The sequence below is a fragment of the Serratia sp. LTN-2 genome (assembly GCF_059740205.1).
In genome coordinates this window covers 16,310-38,409 of sequence record NZ_JCAXDO010000026.1, presented here as the reverse complement: position 1 = coordinate 38,409, position 22,100 = coordinate 16,310, and the positions used below count along the sequence as shown (strand labels likewise).

Below are 22,100 nucleotides of genomic sequence, written 5' to 3'. Positions count from 1 at the left end.
GCCGAAAGCCCTGAACTGACGTTCAGGGCTTTTTGCTATGCGTAAAAAACAAAAAAGCGCAGCTACGCTGCGCTGCTTTACCCAACTTCTCTCCGACAGGCAGCCAGAGAAAAGGCCCCGAAGGGCCTTTGATTAGGGTGTGTTTGCTTTTTTCACTTATTATTCGGTTAATGCGAGCTGCCCTGAGAGATGCCCAGCCCGGTTTGCGAACGGACAAACTGGGCCCGGAAGCGTTCCCTTTCTTGCTGTCCAGCCAGCGAGCCGTCGGTTATCGAGAACAGCCAGGTGCCGACAAAGGCCACGATCATCGAGAACAGTGCCGGATATTCATACGGATAAATCGGTTTTTCATGGCCGAGGATCTGCACCCAGATCGTCGGGCCGAGGATCATCAGAATCACCGCCGTCAGCAGGCCCAGCCAGCCGCCAATCATCGCGCCACGGGTAGTCAAACGCGACCAGTACATCGACAGGATGATGATAGGGAAGTTACAGCTGGCGGCGATGGAGAACGCCAATCCGACCATAAAGGCGATATTCTGCTTCTCGAACAAAATCCCTAGCGCAATGGCGACCAGCCCCAGCACCACGACGGTGATCTTGGAGACCTTCAGCTCATCGCGCTCGGTCGCCTTGCCGTTTTTCATCACGCTGGCGTAGAGATCGTGGGACACTGCCGAGGCGCCGGCCAGCGTCAGGCCCGCAACCACCGCCAGAATGGTGGCGAAGGCTACCGCCGAGATAAAGCCGAGGAAGAAGTTGCCACCAACGGCATTGGCCAGGTGCACCGCCGCCATGTTGGTGCCGCCCAGCAGCGCGCCGGTGGCGTCTTTGAACGCCGGATTGGCGCTGACCAGCAAGATGGCACCGAAGCCGATGATAAAGGTCAGGATATAGAAGTAACCGATAAAGCCGGTGGCGTAGAACACGCTCTTGCGCGCTTCCTTGGCGTCGCTGACGGTGAAGAAGCGCATCAGGATGTGCGGCAGGCCGGCGGTGCCGAACATCAGCGCCAAACCGAGCGACAGCGCGGAGATCGGATCGGAGACCAGGCCGCCGGGGCTCATGATGGCGATGCCTTTCGGGTGCACCTTCACCGCTTCGGCGAACAGGGTATTGAAGTCGAAGTTAACCGACTTCATCACCATCAGCGCCATAAAGCTGGCGCCTGCCAGCAGCAGCACCGCTTTGATGATCTGCACCCAGGTGGTGGCCAACATGCCGCCGAACAGCACATACAGCACCATCAGAATGCCGACCAAGATCACCGCCACGTGGTAGTTGAGCCCGAACAGCAGCTGGATCAGTTTGCCGGCGCCGACCATCTGCGCGATCAGATACAGCGCCACCACCACCAACGAGCCGCAGGCCGACAGGGTGCGGATCGGTTTCTGCTGCAGGCGGTAAGAGGCGACGTCGGCAAAGGTATAGCGGCCGAGGTTGCGCAGGCGCTCCGCGATCAGAAACAGAATGATCGGCCAGCCGATGAGGAAGCCGATGGAGTAGATCAGGCCATCATAGCCCGAGGTGTAAACCAGAGCGGAGATGCCGAGGAACGAGGCGGCGGACATGAAGTCGCCGGCGATCGCCAGGCCGTTTTGCAGGCCGGTGATACGCCCGCCTGCGGTGTAGTAGTCCTGACGGGAACGGGTGCGTTTGGACGCCCAGTAGGTGATGTACAGGGTGGCGCCGACAAACAGGATAAACATCACGATCGCCTGGATGTTCAACGGCTGACGATGCACTTCGCCGCCGATGGCGTCGGCGCGGGCCAGGGCGGGTAACAGCAGCAGCGCGGCGGCGGAGAGGGCGGAGCATAAGCGTTTCATTGTTTCACCTCGCGCAGAATTTCTGCGGTGAGGCGGTCAAACTCGCCGTTGGCGCGAAACACGTAGATTCCGGTCAAGACGAAAGAGATCACGATCAGCCCGACGCCGACCGGGATCCCGCGGGTGATGGTCGATCCGACGGCGATCGGCGTGCCGAGCCACTGAGGATCGAAGGCGATCAATAGAATAAAGCCGACATACAGCGCCAGCGTAATCAGCGAAAGCAGCCAGGCGAACCGGCCGCGTTTTCTTACCAGCTCTTTAAAGCGCGGGTTTTCTTCAATCCCTTGATAAATGGTGTCATTCATCAGTGTGTCTCCAGTCGGTATTGAGAGAGTACGCCGCGCCAGGGCCGCCCAACGGCGCGTTATCCGAATGAGCGGCCTGAAGCGGCGTAAATTATGACGGCACTTTCATTGATTGTTTTTCTTCCAACAGCTTGTCGACTACGGCCGGATCCGCCAGCGTGGAGGTATCCCCCAGGTTGCTGGTGTCACCGGCGGCAATTTTGCGCAGGATACGCCGCATGATCTTGCCGGAGCGCGTTTTGGGCAGCGAATCTGTCCAATGCAGCACGTCCGGCGTGGCGATCGGCCCTATCTCTTTGCGCACCCAGTTGCGCACTTCGGCATAGAGCTCCGGCGTTGGTTCTTCGCCGTGGTTCAGCGTGATATAGGCGTAGATCGCCTGGCCTTTGATGTTATGAGGAATGCCGACCACCGCCGCTTCGGCGATTTTCGGATGCGACACCAGCGCGGATTCGATCTCGGCGGTGCCCAGACGGTGGCCAGAGACATTCAGCACGTCGTCGACGCGGCCGGTGATCCAGTAATAACCGTCCTCGTCGCGGCGGGCGCCGTCGCCGCTGAAGTACATGCCTTTGAAGGTCGAGAAGTAGGTCTGCTCGAAGCGCTCATGATCACCGAACAGGGTGCGCGCCTGGCCCGGCCAGGAGTCGACGATCACCAGGTTGCCTTCGCAGGCGCCCTCCTGCGGTGTGCCGACGTTATCGACCAGCGCCGGCTGTACGCCGAAGAAAGGCCGCGTGGCGGAACCGGCCTTCAGCTCAGTGGCGCCCGGCAGCGGAGTAATCATGAAGCCGCCGGTTTCGGTTTGCCACCAGGTGTCGACGATCGGGCATTTCGCGTTGCCTATCTTGTTGTAGTACCACTCCCAGGCTTCCGGGTTGATCGGTTCGCCGACCGAGCCCATGATGCGCAACGAATCGCGCCGGGTGCCCTCGATCGCCTTGTCGCCTTCGGCCATCAGGGCGCGAATGGCGGTTGGCGCGGTATACAGAATGTTGACCTGATGCTTGTCGATCACCTGCGACAGGCGGTTGACGCCCGGGTAGTTAGGCACGCCTTCGAACATCAGGGTGATGGCGCCGCAGGCCAGCGGGCCATACAACAGATAGCTGTGACCGGTGACCCAACCCACGTCGGCGGTGCACCAGTAAACGTCGCCATCGTGATAGTCGAAGACATACTTGAAGGTCATCGCGGCGTACACCAGGTAGCCGCCGGTGGTGTGCAGCACGCCCTTCGGCTTGCCGGTCGAGCCGGAGGTGTACAGGATAAACAGCGGATCTTCGGCGCTCACTTCTTCCGGCGGGCAGTCGGCGGAAACGTCCTGAGTCAGCTCATGCCACCACAGATCTCGCCCTTCCTGCCAATACCCCGGTTTACCGGTGCGTTTGAACACCACCACGTTCGCCACGCTGACCACGCCGGGATTTTTCAGCGCGTCGTCGACGTTCTTTTTCAGCGGCACGGCGCGGCCGGCGCGCAGGCCTTCATCGGCGGTGATCACCAGTTTGGCGTTGGAATCGATAATGCGTCCGGCGACCGCTTCCGGCGAGAAGCCGCCGAAGATCACCGAATGGACGGCGCCGATGCGCGCGCAGGCCAGCATGGCGACCGCCGCCTCCGGCACCATCGGCATATAGATAGCCACTACGTCCCCTTTTTTCACGCCGAGCTTTTTCAGCACGTTGGCGAACTGGCAGACATCATGATGCAACTGTTTGTAAGTTACTTTCTTGGATTGGGTCGGATCATCGCCTTCCCAGATGATGGCGGTTTGGTCGCCGCGCTCGGCCAGATGGCGGTCCAGACAGTTGGCCGACAGGTTCAACGTGCCGTCTTCAAACCAACGAATGCTGACGTGGCCCGGATCGAACGAAGTGTTTTTAACTTTGGTATAGGGTTTGATCCAGTCCAGGATTTTGCCATGCTCACCCCAGAAAGCCTCTGGGTCTTGAACCGACTGTTGATAATACTGTTGGTATTGTGCCGGATTAATCAGGGCGCGTTCTGCAATTGCAGAAGGAATAGCGTGTTTATGCAGTTGGCTCATAGCTTTTCTCCTTGAAGTTGTTAATGATATGTCAACTGAAGGTTAAGTATAGTTTGCTACGATTCTTTGTTTCTTTTTTGCGCGGCAGATCACGCAACAAAGATATTGATTTGTAATAGTTCTGTCGCATTTGCAGGGCGTATCTATCTCTTTGGCGTTTAAATCATCATAAACCCGCGTTTTTAGCCAAAAATACTTATCTAAAGAACAAAAAAGAATAAACAACGGCGAGACTATTTGCCCCGTGCTTAATAGCGTGGGGAAATATTGGCATTATTCCGCGCTATAAATCTTTTTGGATTATTTTTCGCTATTAATATTCGAAGTTGGTATTAACGCGATATAACGATAGACGGCACATCCTGAAATAACGTTTTATTAACCTTTAATTCCTGATGAAAGGTCGGGTGATACCCGAGGGTATTCACTCTGCGGTATCGCTCGATTTTTAAGCTAAATATAAAGTGGCGCTGCATTTATGAGGGAAAGTGTCACTCGGTAAATTCTCATTTAATTGACTTTTGAGTAACAAAATATAAACATTTGTCGTGGACTAAATATGCAGAATGGACGAAAAATAACGCATTTTAATGGCGTTCAAAAAAACGTCGTCGGCACGGTTATGTACTTCATTATATGAAAAATTATGTTTTTAATAACAAGCAATTATGCCATTTGAAATAGTAACGCGAAATTTTTGTGATTCGATTCAGCGCTCAACCCTGACAAATCAAGGCTTGCAGAGCATGCCGCCCGGATGATACAGATTTATACTGCGTCGCACCCAGGGCAGGTGAACGCTTCCACTGAATTAACATAAGCCTGTAATAAATGATTAAGTATTCTTTTCGCTGTGTTGCGACTTTGTACGGCGGAAAGAGTCTTTGAGGACTTTTTGGGTATGAAAAGTGTAAAAATTAGCCTGGCTTGGCAAATCCTGATCGCGTTGGTACTGGGTATTATTGTTGGCGCGGTATTGCACAACCAGACCGAATCCCGTGAGTGGCTGGTAAGCAATATTCTCAGCCCGGCGGGTGATATCTTTATTCGTTTGATCAAGATGATTGTGGTGCCGATCGTTATTTCCACGCTGATCGTCGGCATTGCCGGCGTGGGCGATGCGAAAAAGCTGGGCCGCATCGGATTGAAAACCATTATTTACTTCGAAGTGATCACCACCGTTGCCATCGTGGTGGGGCTGACGTTAGCCAACGTATTCCAGCCCGGCCACGGCATCGATATGTCGACGCTGACCACGGTGGACATTTCGCAGTATGAGAAAACCACCGAACAGGTGCAAAGCGGTTCGCACAGCCTGGTGGCGACCATTCTGTCGTTGATCCCGTCGAACGTCTTCTCGTCGATGGCCAAGGGCGACATGCTGCCGATTATCTTCTTCTCGGTGCTGTTCGGTCTGGGCTTGTCGTCGTTGCCGAAAGAGACCAAAGAGCCGTTGCTGAAGGTGTTCAAGGCGGTGTCCGAGAGCATGTTCAAAGTCACCCACATGATCATGCGCTATGCGCCGATCGGGGTGTTTGGCCTGATTGCGGTCACGGTAGCCAACTTCGGTTTCGCTTCGCTGCTGCCGTTGGCCAAGCTGGTGGTGCTGGTGTACTTCGCCATCGCGTTCTTCGCCCTGGTGGTGCTGGGGGCGGTCGCCCGGCTGTGCAACCTGCGCATCTGGACGCTGATCCGCATCCTGAAAGACGAACTGATCCTGGCCTATTCCACCGCCAGCTCGGAAACGGTGCTGCCGCGCATCATCGAAAAGATGGAGGCTTACGGCGCGCCCAAGTCGATCACCAGCTTCGTGGTGCCGACCGGTTACTCCTTTAACCTGGACGGCTCGACGCTGTATCAGAGCATCGCCGCTATCTTTATCGCCCAGCTGTACGGCATCGAGCTGTCGCTGGGGCAGGAGATTGTGCTGGTGCTGACGCTGATGGTCACCTCGAAAGGGATCGCCGGCGTGCCGGGCGTTTCGTTCGTGGTGTTGCTGGCCACGCTGGGCAGCGTCGGCATTCCGTTGGAAGGCCTGGCGTTCATCGCCGGCGTGGACCGTATCCTGGATATGGCACGCACCGCGCTGAACGTTGTGGGCAACGCGCTGGCGGTGCTGGTGATCGCCAAGTGGGAACACCAGTTCGATCGCAAGAAAGCGCTGGCTTACGAAACGGAGTTCCTGGCGCAAAAGGTGAAGCCGGCCAATCAGGCCTAACCACCGAGTATCGCCTACGTTAAAAACGCCCCGGGCCCCGCGCCTGGGGCGTTTTGCTTTTATGTCCTTTCAGCCTGCCACTTTCTTTTCTCTGCCCCCGCTACGTGACTTGCATCCCCGCTTAACAGAATCTAAAGTGTTACCAAATTATTGGAAATGATAATAGATGTTATTATCATTTTCATTTGATGATGTATGGAAACACGCAAAAGCGGTTGAACGGCGGAATGTCGTCCGTGCGGCGCTTTTATTCAGGCTTATCAAAGGTAGGTAACATGTCGGACACCGCTTTGGCCTCTGAATGGTTGCCGCTGGCGCCAGCGCAGCTTGATTTCTGGGAAGAATACACCTTGCACCCCGGGCAGACCTTATCCACCGTCGCGCATTGCACCGAACTGTGCGGCGCGGTAGAGGAAGAGGCGCTGTGTCGGGCGATCGCCGTCACGCTTGCCGAAACGCAGGCGTTTGCCCTGCGCTTTGGCGAACGGCGTGGCGACCATCCTCCGCCGTTACGGCACGATCCTCAGCGCATACCGTCATTGCAACGCATCGATCTGCAAGCGCATCGCGATCCCTGGCAGGCGGCGCAAAGCCTCATGCGCGAGGATATAGCGCAGCACCGGGCGCTTCACAGCGAAGCGTTAGCCGCTACCTGGCTGCTGAAGCTGGCACCGGAGCGCTACCTCTGGTACGTGCGCGCGCACCATATCTTGGTCGACGGTTTCGGCATGGCGCTTATCGAACACCGCTGCGCCGCGTTATATGCGCACTACCTCGGCCAGGGCAACGCAGGCATCCCTCTGGGCGCCTTTGGCCCCTTTCAACAGGCCGAGCTGGCCTATGCCGACTCCGAGCGCTGTGAGCGCGATCGGCGCTTTTGGCAAGCCTACCTGCCGTCGTCGCAGGCGCTGCCGACGGTGCGCAAGGGCGGCGCGGCGTACGGCGTGCGGCGTTTGAGCGCCAACCACCGGCTGCCGGCGGCGGTGTCGCAACGTTTAACGCAGCTGGCGGAGCGCAGCGGCATCAATTGGCCCGACTTGCTGGTGGCGTTGTCGGCGGTCTGGCTGTTTCAGGTGATGCCGCAGCACACCCGGCAGGGCGATACGCTGCCGATGTGGATGCCGGCGATGAATCGCCGCGGGCAGGCCGCCACCAATGTGCCTGCGCTGGCGGTCAATACCCTGCCGCTGCTGGTGTCACCGTCGCAAGCGGAGACGCTGGGGGGCTTTCTGACCGCTCTGACGCAGCAGCTGCGCGAGCTACGCGGCCACGCCGGCTATCGTCTGCGGCAACTGGCCGTCGATCGCGGAGTGGCTCCGGACTCGCGTTTCTTTATTTCCCCTTTCATTAATGTGCAGCCCTTCGATGCGCCCCGTTTCACCGGCTGCAGCGGTGCCCGGCGCGTGCTGGCCGGCGGTTCGGGTGACGGTTTCAACCTGACTTATCGCGGCCGCACCGACGCCCGAGATCTGCAGGTGGATATCGATATCTATCTGGAGCAGTTCCCGACGGAGGATGCGCTGAACTATGGCGAGGCACTGCAAGAATTCCTGTTGCGTGCGCTGCAACGGGATGCGTGGGAACAGCCGCTGGCGGGTCTGACGGCGCTACCCGCCTGATAAAATACGGGCGGGGGATGTCCCCGCCCGAGTGGCATGGCTTCAGTTGGTCAGTAACGCCGCCACTTCACGCGCGTTCTTGCACGGCAGGAGCGAACTGCTCACCAACCGGGTGCCGAAAGCGTCATTGAGGCGCTCCGCCACCTGTTTGATATGCGGCAGTTTCAGCCCCATGGCGATAAACGCCGTCTCTTCTCCCCATTCCGGGCGCGGCGTCACGCCGATCGCCTGCCAGTAAATGGTCAGGATCTCTGCGCTGCGCGCCAAAGGCGCGTGCGGCGGCGGTGCCGCGCAGGCGTTCAACGCCGGCGCGGTTTGCTGGTGGCTCAGGTCGGCGCGGATGCGATGGCGGTCGGTTTTACCGTTGGCAGACAACGGCAGCGCCTCGGCATGGATAAAGCGCGTGGGAATATGGGTACAGGGCAGATAGCCGGTGGCGAAGGCACGGATCTCGGACAGCGGCAGCGGTTTGCCGTCACGAGTCAGATACAGGGCGCCGAGCGCCGCCTCGTTGTTCTCTCCGCTGGGATAATCCACCACCACCATATCCTGAATTGCCGGATGACGGCGCAGCACGTCTTCGATTTCCGGCAGTGAGACGCGTACGCCGCGGATCTTCACATAGCCGTTCACTCGGGTCGCGAACATGATGTTGCCGTCCGCGCGATAGTAACCCTGATCGCCAGTGCGGAAAGCGCGTAGCGGCTGCCCATCCGGCCCTTCGAGGGTGATGAAATCATGCTGCTTCAGCTCCCCCTGTTCCAGATAGCCCAACGCCAGGTTGACCCCGGCGGTATGGATGCGGCCGACCACGCCGGCCGGGCAGTGGCTGCCGTCGTCATGACAGATGAAATAACGGTTGGCCGGCAGCGGGCGGCCGTAAGGCACGGTGCCGCTCTCCTGCGGGGCGATCGGGTGCCAGATGCTCCAGATGGTGGTTTCGGTCGGCCCGCCGAGCGAGAACAGCGCGAGATCCGGGCGCAGGGTGCGCAGGGTTTGCACCGTCGCCGGCTTGATGTAGTCGCCGCCTTGCGCCACCAGACGCAGCGAACGCAGGCTGTCGGCCGTCTTGCAGGTGAGCAGCATCTCCAGAATGGCAGGCACCGAACACCACAGGGTGACCCGATGTTTTTCCACCAGCTGATTCCAGCTGATGGCGTCTTTTTCCTGATGCGGCGCCGGCAGCACCAGCGTAGCACCGGCGCACAGCGAACCGAACAGATCGAACATCGACATGTCATGGTGCGGCGGCGTGACGGAAATGAACACGTCGTCGGCGGTGACCGCCCAGCGCTGCTGGGTCTGGTGGACGACGTTGGCGGTGGCGCGGTTGTTGAGCACCACGCATTTAGGCTTGCCGGTGGTGCCGGAGGTGTACAGGTAGTAGCTCGCGGTCAGGCTGGCGCTGCGTTCCGCCAGCGTCTGTTCATCCGCCAGCGCAGGCGCGCGATCCGTCGGCGCCAGCAGGATCGCCGGCGTGACGCCGATCGGCGTCTCCAGATCGCCGCCGTGCACCACCAGCGTTGGCCGGCAGTTCTCCAGCAGGTAGGCGGTACGTTCCGGCGGCGAGTTGATATCGATAGGCACCCAGATCACGCCCTGCAGGGCGCAGGCGAGGCTGAAGATGACCTGTTCCGGGCTGCGCGGCAGATACAGCGCCACCACATTGCCCGGCTGCACGCCGCGGCTCTGCAGGTTGGCGATCGCCGTGGCGATCCGCTGGCCCAGCTCATTATAGGTCAGCGTCTGCTCGCCGCAGATCAGCGCGTTGCCGCCGTTCTGCGCGCCAAACAGCCGCTCGGCCAGCTGTGCCAGATAAGGATAAGGCGCGTAATTCGCTTCGCTGTCGTTGTGGCGGTAATGCGCCAGATCGATGAAGTCTCGCGGTGCGATCGCCAGGTCGGCGCGTTGGCAACTGTGCAGGATGCGCTGCTGCAAGGCCGCCAGCATGGCCTCGACCTGCTCGCCGTGCAGCGCCTGTTCGGCGTAGTCCACGCACAGCTGCAGGTTCTTTTCACTGTCCAGCGTCAGGCGAATGTCGATGGCGACCTGCGGCGTTTGGGTCAGGCCGTCGTGGAAGCGCACTGGCGCCTCGGCCGGCAGCGTTTCCCAGCCCAGACAGTTGGTCAGGATCACCGGCAGCGCCGGGCCGCCCTGGCTTTGGCCGAGCAACTGCCGCGCCAGATCGACGCCGGAAAATGTCAGGTGGTCGAGCGCGCCAAGCACGTCGTCCTGCAAGGCTTGCGCACGCTGGATAAAGTCTTCGCCGTAGCGGGAATAACGTACCGCCACGAAGCTGGAGGCGTTGCCCAGCGCGCCGTCGGCGGCGGGGAACGCCACCGGTACGCCGACGCACAGCTCGCCGTCGGTGGTCCAGTGGGCCAGCGTATCGAGGATCAGCGCCGACAGCAGGCTGTTGCGCAGCAGCGCATGCGGCGATCCCAGGCGGCCGAGCCGTTTTAGCGTGTCGTGCGGCAGCGTCAGGGTGGCGCGGCGATAGCGTGATGAGGTGAGATTGGCGAGCGGGGCGCGCCACGGCAATGCCGACGGGGTGGTGACATCCTGCAGCTTGTCGCGCCAGTAGGCCGCATCGGCCTGACGCTGCGCCGCCGGGGCGGCCGGGGGCGGCATCGCGGCGGCGGTCGGCGCCAGAGGGCGATCGTCGAACAGGCGCGCGATCACGCTGGAGATCCCCTGGCCGTCGAGGATCAAGGCATCGAAGCTGGTGAAGATCAGCGTATCGTACGGCGATCCCGTCGGATCCTGCTGTTCGGCAAGCTGGATCACGGCGATGCGCCACAGCGGCTGGCTCGGATCGTGGCGCTGGTGGGAGTAGTGCTCGCGCAGCTGTTCGAGCTGGCGCTGCGCTGCTGCGCCGTCAAGAGAGCGCAAGTCGTGGCGATCCAGGTGCAGCGCAACCTCCGGGCGCACGTGCTGCGTGCCGCGCTGCACATCGATGCAGGTGCGAAGCGCCGGGTAGTGCTGTACCAGCTCGGTCAGACGCGCTTCAAGGCGCGGCACATCCAGCTGCCGGGCGCGGTATTCGCGAAAGTCGTGCATCGCCACGCCGCCGAGCGGCCATCGATCGCTGCGGCCAAGAAGATAGGCCTGCTGCAGTGCGGTTAATGCTGTCTCCATGATACTTCCCTATAGTCGCTAACCGATTAAAACGAGTCGGGCGCCACGCGCCCGGAAACCGATCTCAGTGCTGCGGCGCCAGGGCGGCGAGCAGCGTTTTTGCATTTCGCCCCGCCTCGGGCGAACGTTGGCAAATCAGCGCCGCCAGCGCCGCCGGGGAGGGATGCGCCGCCAGATCCTGCGCCGTCAGCGCCGCCGTCAGATACTTGTTGAGCACCGTCAACAGCGCATTCACCCCGGCATCCGGCAAGGCCAACCGGTGGATATCGTCGTGGTCGCGTAAGTCGGCCTCGGGGGCCACCCGCGCCAACAGCCGATGCAGCACCTGGCGCACCGGTGCCTGCTGCGCCAGCGCGTCGGGCGTACATTGCGCCAGCAGCTGCGACAGCGGGCGATCGAATGCCCCCGCTTGCCGCGCAGCCAGGTGCAGCAGCGCCCGGTAACAGGCCAGCAGGCGCGGCAGCACGTGCTCGGGAAACGCGTCCAGCCGCACGTCCCAGTTGATCAAAATGCCGTCGTCGACGTGGGCGACCTGCGCATCCAGCGCCACCTGCGGCCCCTGAGAGATCACCCAGCCGAGACGGCCGAAGGTGTCGGCGACCCGTTCGGAAAACAGCGTCTTGCCGCGGATGCCGAAGCCGGCGGTAAACACCACCGGCGAAGGCTGCAGGCTGCCGTGCAGGCGCGACAGATCGCGCATCACACTGACGCCGGGGTAATCCGCATGCTCGATCAGCTCCGCCAGCTGCGTCATCAGGCGTTGGCAGAAGGCGTTCAGGTTTTCCGTCGGGTTCAGTTCCACGCCGAGCAGCACCAGGTTAGAGAAGTCGCCGATGAGGCGCTGCGCGTCCTCCCGCTCGCTCTCGCGGTGGAACAGCGGCACGTTGAGCCGAAAGCGCGTCATGTTCCAACCCTGGCCGACGGCCAGGGCGAACAATGCGAGAAACAGCGTCGAGAGGGAGGTGTGGTGCCGTTTGGCGACGTTCTCCAGCGCGCGGCTCTCTTCTGCATTCAGCTGTACGGCCAGGCGATCGCTGCGGCAGCGGTCCGGCGTGCGCAGCAGGCGCGGCGCCGGCGGCACCTGCGCCAGGCGTTCGCGCCACCAACGTTGGCCGCGTTCGCGCCGCTGGCGCAGCGCGTCGTCGGCGTCGCGTTGCGCGAGGTGATCGAAATAGGCCGGCGGCGCGTCATGGGCAGGGGGCGGCGGGCACTGGTGATAAAACGCCGTCAGATCTTCCATCAACAGGCGAAAACTCATGGCATCGCCGGCGATCATGTCGAGATCGACATGCAGGCGGCTGCGCCCCGCCGGCAACAGGCTCAGGCTGATATCGCAGGGGACGCCCTGCTCCAGCGGCAGCAATTGAGTGCTTTTCGCCTGGCGTTTGGCGGCGAGCGCGGCCGCCAGCGTCGTTTCATCGGCGTGTCGCCAGTCGTCGAGATGCAAGGTATGTCGGGGGCCGGGAGGCGCGATCGTCTGCCGGCCATCGTCGGTAATGCGCAGGCGCAACAGCGGATGACGCAGGTACAACGCCTCGACGGCCTGGCGTAGCCGAGCGATATCCAGCTCGCCGCCGTCGAACTCCGCATACAGATGGGCGGCCATGCCGCCCAGAGGGGGAGCGGACTGTCGGCCAACCCAATAGGCGGCCTGCATCGTGGTTAAAGCTTTCATCGGGTATCCATTTTGATTCAGCCAACGAGACTGCAAGAATATATCCAAATGTTAATAGGAATGAAAATTATTATTATTTGATCCATTTGGCACGAGGGTGCTATCTATAAGGAGTTTTAGCTGTAACGGGCAGGCATGGGGTTGGACGTGAATAATTTATTCATATTATTCTTAGTATTGTAATTATTGTCTGTTATTGCAGCGCTTGTTTTACCTGCGAAAGTATAAGGTTTTCTGGCGGTTATCGTGGCCGCTCTCACACCTTTATTGATAATGATTTGCATTAGAAAATGCAAAATATTATCATTCTTAACATTATTTTACGTTTTTATACAAGCCGTCGGCCGCTCCGCCGGCGGCTTGGCCGTGGACGGGCCGCGCCCGTTCGGCCGCGCAAGGCATAGGTTTGCCGCAGGGATAAGCAACAGAAAGGTCGGGAAGGCCGCAGCGTCATGGTCTGTGTGAGTGTCGATGTAGGTTGTGTAAAAAAAATCAAATTTTGTGCACCTCTGGGATGAAAGGAGAAGACATCTATGGGCAAGCATTTTGCGGCTCAACGGCATGAAAGCGTAGGAAACGGGGAAAAGGCGGGGTTAAGAGCCATTGGGGCGTTTTCCTCCGTATTTTTAGGCGTGTGTTCACTGGCGATCGGTAACGTCAACGCGGCGGAAACGAAGAGCAACGAAACCTACCAGGACGCGGAAACGCTGCTGGTCACCGGTGAGAAGATCAAACGTTCCATTTTCGACACCGGCTCCAGCGTGCAGGTGTTCGACAGCAACCGCATCGCCTCGATGCCCGACGCGGTGCAGATCCCCGATCTGCTGCGCATGACCCCCAACGTGGTGGATCTGGGCATCGGCAACGAACTGCCGACCGTGCGCGGTATCGACGGTTCCGGCCCGAACGTCGGCGCTAATGCTTTCCTCAGCGGCACCCGCCCGCGCCTCAATCTGTCGTTGGACGGCCGTTCGCTGACCTATAACGAACAGGCGTTCGGCCCGCAGTCGCTGTGGGATCTGGATCGCGTCGAAGTGTTCCTCGGCCCGCAAAGCTACATCCAGGGGCGCAACGCCATCGCCGGCGCCATCGTCATGGCCAGTAAAGACCCGACCTTCGAATGGGAAAGCGCCTTTAAGGGCGGGGCCGGCAACCAGCACTCGTCACAGTTGGCCGCCATGGCGTCCGGCCCGCTGGTGGAAGATCAGCTGGCGTTCCGCGTCAGCGTCGATCGCCAGCGCCGCCGCAGCGAGGCTGACCTGCCGGCCTATGCGCCAGTGGGCGATCCGCGTGAAGTGGAAGCCACCACCGCCCGCGCCAAGCTGTTGTTCAACCCGGCCGGCCTGCGCGATCTGACCACCAAGCTGACCTTTAACCACTTCGGCAGCACTGCGCCGCAAAACGAAAGCCTCAACCCGCAGCCGCATCCGACCAATCCGCGTCACGATCCGCGCCGCGCCGTGTTCAAAAGCAACATGAACAGCACTATCTGGGATCTGGCCTGGGAGTCCTCCGATGCGCTGACGTTTGAAAACCGCGTTATCTACACCGATTTCAACATCAACCGTCCGACCGCTTACAACATCCAATACGCCGAGATTGACGGCCAGGAAGTTCACGTGGAGCCGGTGGTGCGCTTCGGCGGCGCGGACAGCCGCCTGCACGGGCTGGCGGGGTTGCGTTATTTCCACGGCACGCAGGATGAGTTCGTCAACATTTTCGGCGGCTCGACCTTCAAGGATAAAACCGATACCCATTCGGCGTTCGCCGAGTTGACCTATGCGCTGACGCCGCAGGTGGACGTGACCGCCGCCAGCCGTCTGGAACGCGAACACCGTCGCCGCGACGGCGGCAGTCAGGCGGTGCGCATCGACTTCGATGAAACCTACACCGTGTTCCTGCCGAAACTGGACGTGGCCTGGAAACCGACGGATACCCAAACCTACGGCGCCAAGATCGCCCGCGGTTATAACGCCGGCGGCGGCGGCATCACGATCGGCACGCCGGTGGTCAGTTACACCTACGGTTCCGAGTATGTCTGGAACTACGAGCTGTACACCCGCCATCACCTGAAAGACGCCAACGTGGTGCTGACGGGTAACATCTTCTACAACGATTACAAAGATATGCAGCTGCCGTACTCGCTGGGTGAGAACTCCAGCGTGATCCGCAACGCCGACAAGGTGGAAACCTACGGGGCGGAAATCGGCGCCACCTGGCAGCCGCGCTGGGACTTCGAGCTGTTCGGCAACCTCGGCCTGCTGAAAACCGACATCAAAAAGTTCTCGGGCAGCGGCGTGGAAGGGCATGAACTGGCGCGCGCGCCGGCTTACACCGCCAACATGGGTGCCAAGTATCAGTTCCTGAAAGGGTGGGAGCTGAGCAGCAACGTGGCGTTCACCGACTCCTACTATTCGCAATACGACAACGACTCGCGCGGGCGCATCGGCTCCTATTGGACGGCCAACGCCCAGCTGGCTTACACCTTCGACTACGGCCGCGCCACGCTGTATGCGAAGAACCTGTTTGACTCCGACCGCCGCGAGATGATCCGAAGCAATGACATCTACACGGCGACGCTCCAGCGCGGCCGCCTGATCGGCGCGGCGGTTGAGCTGAATTTCTAACGCTATCGCAATGACGGGGGACGAATGTCCCCCGTTTTGTGCGCTATCCCGGCATGGCCGGGCAAAGGAGATAACGCAGTGATCGGTGATTTTGACAGCATTCTGAGCGATGAAGAGGCCCAGCGGCTGGAGAGCGCGTTTCAGGCGCTGGGCGCGGAATCGGCGAACGGCGAGCGGCCGGTGAGCGAAGCCGAAGAGCGGGCATGGTTTGCCCATCTGCAGCAGGGTGACGCACGCGGGCAGCGGGCGTTGGCCTGGCGCCTGACGGGGGAAGTGGATATCGCCCGGCTGACGGCGGCACTGCAGGCGCTGGTGCGGGAGACGCCGGGCGTGGACGTGCGCTACGTTTTTGATGACGAAAACGGGCTGGTTAAACGCGCCGCCGGTTCGGCGCCGTTGCCGGTGAGCCTTAGTCAGGTGGCGGACGAACAGCACGCCATTGGCTGCCTGCTGCAGGCGCAGGCGGCACCGTTTGAACTGGAAGGCGAAGCGCCGCTGCGCGGCTTGCTATTGCTCACGCCGGACGGCGAGGTGATTTTGGGCGCAGTATTGCATGACATCCTGGCGGAAGCGCTGCCGTGGCGCCAGCTGCCGGCGATGCTGTCCGCCCGTTATAACGGGGACCCAGTGCCTCTGCCTTTCGCCGCTGAGCCGGTCGAGCTGCCGGAAAGCCCGGAGCCGCAGCTGCCTTGGCGGCGTCAGGCGGTCTCGCTGCAGGATTACCGCAGCCCGGCGCAGCGTGCTGAAGCCTTGCCGCCGGTGGGTTCGCGCGTGGTCACACGCATTGCGCGCACGTTGCTGCCCGCCAACAATACGCCGCGAGCATTGCTGGCAGCGGTGGCGGCGCGGTTTGCCGAGTTCGTCGCCGCACAGGCCGGTGGGCAAGCGGTGCAGCTGTGCGTGCCGGCAGCCGAAACGGCGGAATTCGTCGGTCTGGAACTGGGCCTGACGGCGGCGCCGCTGATGCGTCTGACCGTGCAGCATGGCGAGGACGACGTCGGGCAGCGGCTGCTGGCGCAGGCCGTGGCTGAACAGCCGGACCCGCAGCGGGCGCAGCTGCTGGTGGCCTGGCGCGACGATCTGGCTGCAGAGTGGCGGCTGGAAGGCGTTCACGCCGAGCGCCTGCTGCTGCCGCCGCTGCATACGCCGTTTGAACTGGCGCTGCTGCTGGGCTTGCCGGAAGCGGAGACGCTGACGCTGGAGCTGGTTACCGATCCGCGTTTGTCCCCACATGCCGCGCCTTTCCTGCTGGAACAGTTCAGCGCCTTCCTGGCCGGGCAGCAAATTGCCGTCGCATTGCCGGCGGCTGAGGCTGCCTCCCCGGCGATTACCGCGCCGGCGGCGAACGGCGACGCGGACGAAAGCGTTGCGCCGCTGATTTTGCAGGAGTTCCGTGAGGCGCTGGTGGCGCCGGAAATGACCCTGGATGAAGACTTCTTCGATCGCGGCGGTCATTCGCTGGTCGCCACCCGGGTGATCGGCCGCTTGCTGAGCCTGCATCACATCGAAATCAACATTAACGACCTGTTCAGCCATCCGACGGCGCGTGGGCTGGCGGGGTATGCCAAACGCCTGAACGTCGCGCAGCCGAATGCCGCGGTGGTGACCGCCGACGATCATGATCGGGCGCAGGCGCCGCTGTCGTTGGCGCAGGAATCGCTGTGGAAGGTGTATGAAGCCTTTGGCCATGACGAGATCTTCAACCTGCCGTTCTCGTTGCGCTTCTTCGATGCAGTGGATGAAACGGCGCTGCGTCAGGCGTTTATCGACGTCATGACTCGCCATACCGTGCTGCGTTCACGCTTTGTTGAGCAGCAGGGCGAGGTGGTGCAGGTGGTGGTGCCGGCTGCCGAACTCGCGGACTACTCGTGGTTCCGCTTCTCTCACGAGACGCCGGCGGGCAACGCCGCCGCCCTGTTGGCCGATGCCGGCCAGCACCGGTTCGATCTGGCCGCCGAGCTGCCGCTGCGCGTCACGATGCTGCGCGATGCGGACAATGGCCAGCAGTTGCTGTCGCTGCTGTTCCACCATGTGGTGCTGGATGAATGGTCGCTCAACCTGATGATGGACGAGCTGGGCGTCGCTTACCGCCATCGCGTCGCCGGCCAGGCGCCGCAGTGGCGCGGGCAGCCGCCGCAGTTCCACACCTTCGCCCGGCAGCAGCGGGCCTCCGGGGTGCAGCAGCAGCATCTGGACTACTGGCTCGACGCGCTGCGCGGCGCGCCGGTCGGCCAGCCGATCTTCCGGCAAGAACCCTCTACCCATCCGGCGGTGCCGGCGCCGGCGGACGTCAACGGCGGCTGGCTGGAGTTCGAGGTCGATCCGGCCGTGGCGGAGGGCCTGTATCAGCTCGCTCGCCGCAACAACGCTTCGCTGTTCAACGTGGTGTATGCCGGTATTACCTCGGCGCTGCGCCTGCTTGGCGGCCCGGCGGATCTGCTGGTGGGCACCTCGACCTCCGGCCGTAACGACGCCGAGTTCTTCGATACCGTCGGCTACTTCACCACCGTGGTGGTGCACCGCGTGCGCTTCGACGAAGGGCTGACGGTGGCCGGCTTGGTCAGCCAGGTGAAAAACACCATCAACGGCTCGCTGCCGTACACCGATATTCCGATCGATCTGGTGGAGGAAGGGCTGTTCGGCGTGGACGCCGACCGCAAGAACCATATGTTCGAAGTGTTTATCCAGATCCACAGCCGCATCAAGCTGAACGGCGAGTTCCGGCTGCAGGACGGCAGCGCGATCGCCTACCGGCAGGTGGAGCCGGAGAAAGCCGAATCGCTGCTCGGCCTGCAGTTTGAGGTGATGGAAGACGATCTGGCCGGGAAGAAATCCCTGCGGGTGATGATGACCTACCGTCAGGATCACTACAGCAAGGAACAGGCTGATTTGATCGCCGATGGCGTTCAGCACGTCTTTACCCAGTTTGCGCAGCACATCGCTGGCGATATCGCTCTGGCGGCGCTGCCGCCCGGGCCGCAGGCATGACGTTGTTTCACTCTAACCGAAAGCATGATTTTCAAGGAGATAAAAGGATGTCTGGAACCCTAGCAACCCCGCGCGCGTTACTGTCGCTGCTGGTGGCGGCCTCTCTGGTGGTCGCCGGCGCCGCGCAGGCGGACGATGTCGGCATCAAACCGCAGGATATCAAGCGCCAGGCGCTGTCGTCGACGGTGGTGGAGATGGCCTACAGCACCTCGCAACAGGCGCTGTTCGTCAGCGCGCCGGACTGGAAGGAAGAGGCGCGCTCCCGCGTGCTGCGGCTGGATCCCAACACCCTGGCGATCAAGGCGGAGATCCCGCTGCAGGTGAAAGGCTTCGGCGTGGCGCTGAACGATGCGGGCAATCGCTTGTACCTGACGCAGGCCTTCAACGGTGAAGTCGGGGTGGTAGACACCACCACCAACCACGCGCTGGGCAGCATCAAGCTGCTGGACAAAGCGGTGCTGGAGCAGGCTTACAAGCAGGCGGGCATCAGCGGCAAGCGCCTGGATTTCCTGCTGGCGGAGCTGAAGAAATTCAAAATCACCGAGGACTACCTGTACCGCCTCCGCGAGCTCAAGTATGACGCGCAAAGCGGCCGTCTGTTCCTGCCGGGCCTGGGCTTCGGCGTCGACAGCGTGCTGTACGTGGTCGATACCAAAGCCGGCAAGCTGGAGAAAGTGATCCCGGGCTTCGGCTACAACGCGGTGGGCATCACGCTGGATGAGAAGGGCCGCAGGGTATTCGTTTCCAACATGCAGGGGCAGGTGATCACCCTGAACGCCGACACGCTGGCCATCACCGCCACGCACGAAGTGCAGGCCGATCAGCTGCTGAATCTGGTGTATGACCCGGCGAGCAATCGCCTGCTGGGCGTCGATCAGGGCATCGATCGCGACGACTACCGCAACCATCATCTGGGGCACGACTACGTGAAGCGCAGCAGCGGTCACCGGGTGTTTGCGCTGGATGCGGACAGCGGCAAGGTGCTGGCCAGCGAGCTGACGGATGAGGTGCCGATCGGCCTGCTGCTCGATGAGCGCAGCCAGCGGCTGTATGTCGCCAATCGCAAAGGCGTGCGCGTGGATCACGGTGCCGGCACGCTGACGGTGTTCGACGCCAAGACGCTCAAGCGCCTGCAAACCGTAGACCTGCCGCCGCACCCTAACAGCCTGGCGTTGGATCCGAAAGGCGACGCGCTGTTCGTGACGGTGAAAAACGACGGCGCTTCCACCAAGGCCGGCAAGCCGGAAAGTGTGGTGCGCATTCAGCTGCATACCAAATAACGCAATGGAAAGATAAAAAAAGGGGCGCCGCGGCGCCCCTTTGTCGTTGGGTCATGTCATCAGAAGTGGGTGTTGATGCTCATGTAGTAGGTACGGCCCGGTTCGTTGTAGGTGGCCGCGCCCGCGCCGGCGATGTTGACCGCGCCGGTAATCGGGTCGCCCACGTTCTGCGCGTTACCGGCGCGGAACTGGCGTTTATCGAACAGGTTGTCGATACCGGCGGTGACGCTGACGTTTTTGGTCAGGTCATAGGTCGCGCTGGCGCCGACGACGGCATAAGGGCTGACCTCGCGGGTTTCGCCGCCGGTGGCCGGTTTACCCTGGTAGTTGTACTTCTTCGGCTTCTGACGGCCGTACCAGGTCAGGGTGGACTGCATCGACAGATCCTGCGTGGCCTGCCAGCTGAGAGTCGAGTTGACGGTGAACTTCGGGATCACCGACAGGTAATCGCCGGTGGTCTTGTTCTTGTTCTCGATCATGTAGGTGGCGTTGTTGCTCCAGGTGACGGTCTCGCTGACCGGCACGTTCAGCGAGCCTTCCAGCCCTTGTACGACCGCTTTCGGTACGTTCTCCCACTGATAAACCGCCGTGCCGGTGCTGCTGGTGGCGATGCGCGAGTTACCCGCTTCAATCTTGTTGTGGTAATCGTTGCGGAAGTAGGTTACGCCGGCCAGCCAGCCTTCGTTATGGAACTCCAGCCCGATCTCTTTGTTAACGCTGGTTTCCGCCTTCAGATCGTCGTTGCCCAGCAGGTAGCAGCCGTTTCTGACATCGCTGCCCGCACACCCCTGGCCTTTGCTGTACAGCAGGTAGTTGCCGTTGGTCTGGTACAGGGTCGGTGCCTTATAGGAACGCGCGATGCCCATTTTCAGCGTGAAGTAGTCGCCCAGTTCCTGCGACAGGTTCAGCGCCGGGCTCCAGTTGTTGCCGGATTCTGAATGCAGATCGTAGCGCAGGCCCGGCGTCAGCATGGTGGTGTCGGTCAGCTCGATATTGTCTTCGGCGAACAGCGAGAAGATATGCGCGGAAGCGTAAGGGCTGCGCGTGCCGTTGCCCATGCCGGGAATGGTGCCGCCCATCAGCGTTTGGCTGGTGGAGGTACCGTCTTTCATCCGCTGTTGGGTCCACTCGGTACCCAGCGTGGCGGTCTGTGAAACGCCCAGCTCAAACGGCACGCTGACTTCGCTGTGCGCCAGGAAGTCGTCCAGCTTGGTGGTGCCGAACCCGGTATTTTTGGTGTCGAAGATGCCTTCGGTGCCGCCGGCCAGTCCTTCGTTCAGACGGGTGTTGCGGGTGCGCTCGAACTGCACGTAGTTGTTGGTGCTCACGCCGTTGTCCCAGGCACCGCGATGGGTCAGGCCGAAGGTTTCACGGTAGATGCGGTTGGTCTCTTTACCGTAGTTGCTCTGCACCAGGGCATTGGTGTTGGTGTTCTGGGTATCGCCGGAATACAGGTTGCCCTGACGGCCATAGGCATACTCGAACTCCAATGACTGCAGATGGGCGAAGTCCCAGTGCAGCAAGGCGTCGATGTTTTTATCGACCACCCCTTCGCGCCCGGCGGGCAGGCTGCTGGCGTAGGCGCCTACGCGTTCGGATTTATGTGATTCGTTAATGTCCCAGGCGTCGGCCTGCGTTTTGCTGTAGCCGCCGAACAGGCGGAAGCTCAGGGAATCGCTCAGCGGGCCGGACAGGCTGAAGTCGGTGCGCTTGGTGGCGCCCTCCTGCTTGTGCTGCGGCACGTTGAAGTAGCCGTTCAGCGAGCCGTGCAGCGCATCGCCGGCCTTCTTGGTGATGATGTTGACCACGCCGCCCGCCGCGCCGTTGCCGTAGCGCGCCGCGGCCGGGCCGCGCAGCACTTCGATGCGTTCAATCATTTCCGGCGGTACCCAGGCGGTATCACCGCGCGAGTCGCGCTCGCCGCGCCAGCCCTGGCGCACCGAGTTGCGGCTGGAGGCCGGTTTGCCGTCGATCAGCACCAGGGTGTTTTCCGGGCCCATGCCGCGGATATCGATCTGGCGGTTGTTGCCGCGCTGGCCGCTGGTGGAGTTGCCGGTCAGGTTAACCCCGGGCATGGTGCGGATAAGTTCGCTGATGTCGCGCGCCGGCGGGCGTTTCTTGATCTCGTCGGCGGTGATGGTGGACACCCCCGGCGCCTGCAGGTTCTGCCGGGCGGCGGTGACGACGATGGTGTCTTCGCCGCGCGGTTTTTTATCCGTGGCGCCGCTGTTTTCTTCCGTGGTGGTGGTATCAGCCTGCTGTGCGGCGTTGGCGAACGCGGACGCGCCCAATCCCAAGCCGATAAGAGTGGCTAAAGAATAACGTGATAGCTTGCTTTTCATTTGAGTGTCCTACCTTGCTGCCATCC

General features: G+C 61.3%; 11 protein-coding genes. 5 read left to right on the top strand and 6 right to left on the bottom strand.

Annotation, left to right across the window (positions count from 1 at the left end):
* Positions 1–167: 167 nt before the first annotated feature.
* The 3 genes from actP to acs all read right to left on the bottom strand — a co-directional run bounded on the left by actP (position 168) and on the right by acs (position 4,187).
* Positions 168–1,829 carry a cation/acetate symporter ActP gene (gene actP / locus AC6BYQ_RS26150; RefSeq protein ID WP_198635695.1) on the bottom strand — a complete coding sequence of 554 codons (1,662 nt, stop codon included), beginning with the start codon at positions 1,827–1,829 and terminating at the stop codon, positions 168–170.
* On the bottom strand, positions 1,826–2,137 hold the full coding sequence (locus tag AC6BYQ_RS26145; RefSeq protein ID WP_019453431.1) for a DUF485 domain-containing protein: 312 nt from the start codon (positions 2,135–2,137) through the stop codon (positions 1,826–1,828). The genes actP and AC6BYQ_RS26145 overlap by 4 nt, the downstream gene beginning before the upstream one ends.
* Before the next feature lie 91 nt (positions 2,138–2,228).
* Entirely contained in the window at positions 2,229–4,187 is a 1,959-nt protein-coding gene (acs, locus tag AC6BYQ_RS26140; protein ID WP_019453430.1) for an acetate--CoA ligase, read from the bottom strand.
* 901 nt (positions 4,188–5,088) lie between these two features.
* Here acs and gltP point away from each other — a divergent pair.
* Positions 5,089–6,405 (top strand): glutamate/aspartate:proton symporter GltP, encoded by a 1,317-nt coding sequence (gltP, locus tag AC6BYQ_RS26135; RefSeq protein WP_015376334.1) that lies wholly within the window; start codon positions 5,089–5,091, stop codon positions 6,403–6,405.
* A 275-nt stretch (positions 6,406–6,680) separates the two neighbouring features.
* The gene (locus tag AC6BYQ_RS26130) at positions 6,681–8,024 is read left to right on the top strand and encodes a condensation domain-containing protein (RefSeq protein WP_063919658.1); all 1,344 of its coding nucleotides are present in this window, start codon (positions 6,681–6,683) and stop codon (positions 8,022–8,024) included.
* Between the two features lie 42 nt (positions 8,025–8,066).
* On the opposite strand, the gene AC6BYQ_RS26125 is transcribed toward AC6BYQ_RS26130, so the two are convergent.
* Complete coding sequence (locus AC6BYQ_RS26125; RefSeq protein ID WP_498057762.1) at positions 8,067–11,162, bottom strand: amino acid adenylation domain-containing protein; 3,096 nt, start codon at positions 11,160–11,162, stop codon at positions 8,067–8,069.
* Positions 11,163–11,226: 64 nt separating this feature from the next.
* Positions 11,227–12,837: a condensation domain-containing protein gene (locus AC6BYQ_RS26120; RefSeq protein ID WP_498057761.1), complete on the bottom strand. Its 1,611-nt coding sequence runs from the start codon at positions 12,835–12,837 to the stop codon at positions 11,227–11,229.
* Positions 12,838–13,370: 533 nt separating this feature from the next.
* Here AC6BYQ_RS26120 and AC6BYQ_RS26115 point away from each other — a divergent pair.
* From AC6BYQ_RS26115 to AC6BYQ_RS26105, 3 genes are all read left to right on the top strand, one after another.
* On the top strand, positions 13,371–15,464 hold the full coding sequence (locus tag AC6BYQ_RS26115; RefSeq protein WP_063919661.1) for a TonB-dependent receptor: 2,094 nt from the start codon (positions 13,371–13,373) through the stop codon (positions 15,462–15,464).
* Positions 15,465–15,542: 78 nt separating this feature from the next.
* Positions 15,543–18,452, top strand: a complete 2,910-nt coding sequence (locus tag AC6BYQ_RS26110) for a condensation domain-containing protein (RefSeq protein ID WP_498057760.1) — start codon at positions 15,543–15,545, stop codon at positions 18,450–18,452.
* 47 nt (positions 18,453–18,499) lie between these two features.
* Complete coding sequence (locus tag AC6BYQ_RS26105) at positions 18,500–19,732, top strand: YncE family protein (RefSeq protein WP_197667621.1); 1,233 nt, start codon at positions 18,500–18,502, stop codon at positions 19,730–19,732.
* 59 nt (positions 19,733–19,791) lie between these two features.
* Here the strand turns inward: AC6BYQ_RS26105 and AC6BYQ_RS26100 are convergent, their stop codons facing one another.
* Positions 19,792–22,074 carry a TonB-dependent siderophore receptor gene (locus AC6BYQ_RS26100; RefSeq protein ID WP_025159574.1) on the bottom strand — a complete coding sequence of 761 codons (2,283 nt, stop codon included), beginning with the start codon at positions 22,072–22,074 and terminating at the stop codon, positions 19,792–19,794.
* Positions 22,075–22,100: the final 26 nt, after the last annotated feature.

What these genes read in the sequence shown, in the direction of transcription:
- actP (WP_198635695.1), bottom strand. Translation starts at nt 1,829, where the DNA reads ATGAAACGCTTATGCTCCGCCCTCTCCGCCGCCGCGCTGCTGCTGTTA.
- AC6BYQ_RS26145 (WP_019453431.1), bottom strand. Translation starts at nt 2,137, where the DNA reads ATGAATGACACCATTTATCAAGGGATTGAAGAAAACCCGCGCTTTAAA.
- acs (WP_019453430.1), bottom strand. Translation starts at nt 4,187, where the DNA reads ATGAGCCAACTGCATAAACACGCTATTCCTTCTGCAATTGCAGAACGC.
- gltP (WP_015376334.1), top strand. Translation starts at nt 5,089, where the DNA reads ATGAAAAGTGTAAAAATTAGCCTGGCTTGGCAAATCCTGATCGCGTTG.
- AC6BYQ_RS26130 (WP_063919658.1), top strand. Translation starts at nt 6,681, where the DNA reads ATGTCGGACACCGCTTTGGCCTCTGAATGGTTGCCGCTGGCGCCAGCG.
- AC6BYQ_RS26125 (WP_498057762.1), bottom strand. Translation starts at nt 11,162, where the DNA reads ATGGAGACAGCATTAACCGCACTGCAGCAGGCCTATCTTCTTGGCCGC.
- AC6BYQ_RS26120 (WP_498057761.1), bottom strand. Translation starts at nt 12,837, where the DNA reads ATGAAAGCTTTAACCACGATGCAGGCCGCCTATTGGGTTGGCCGACAG.
- AC6BYQ_RS26115 (WP_063919661.1), top strand. Translation starts at nt 13,371, where the DNA reads ATGGGCAAGCATTTTGCGGCTCAACGGCATGAAAGCGTAGGAAACGGG.
- AC6BYQ_RS26105 (WP_197667621.1), top strand. Translation starts at nt 18,500, where the DNA reads ATGTCTGGAACCCTAGCAACCCCGCGCGCGTTACTGTCGCTGCTGGTG.
- AC6BYQ_RS26100 (WP_025159574.1), bottom strand. Translation starts at nt 22,074, where the DNA reads ATGAAAAGCAAGCTATCACGTTATTCTTTAGCCACTCTTATCGGCTTG.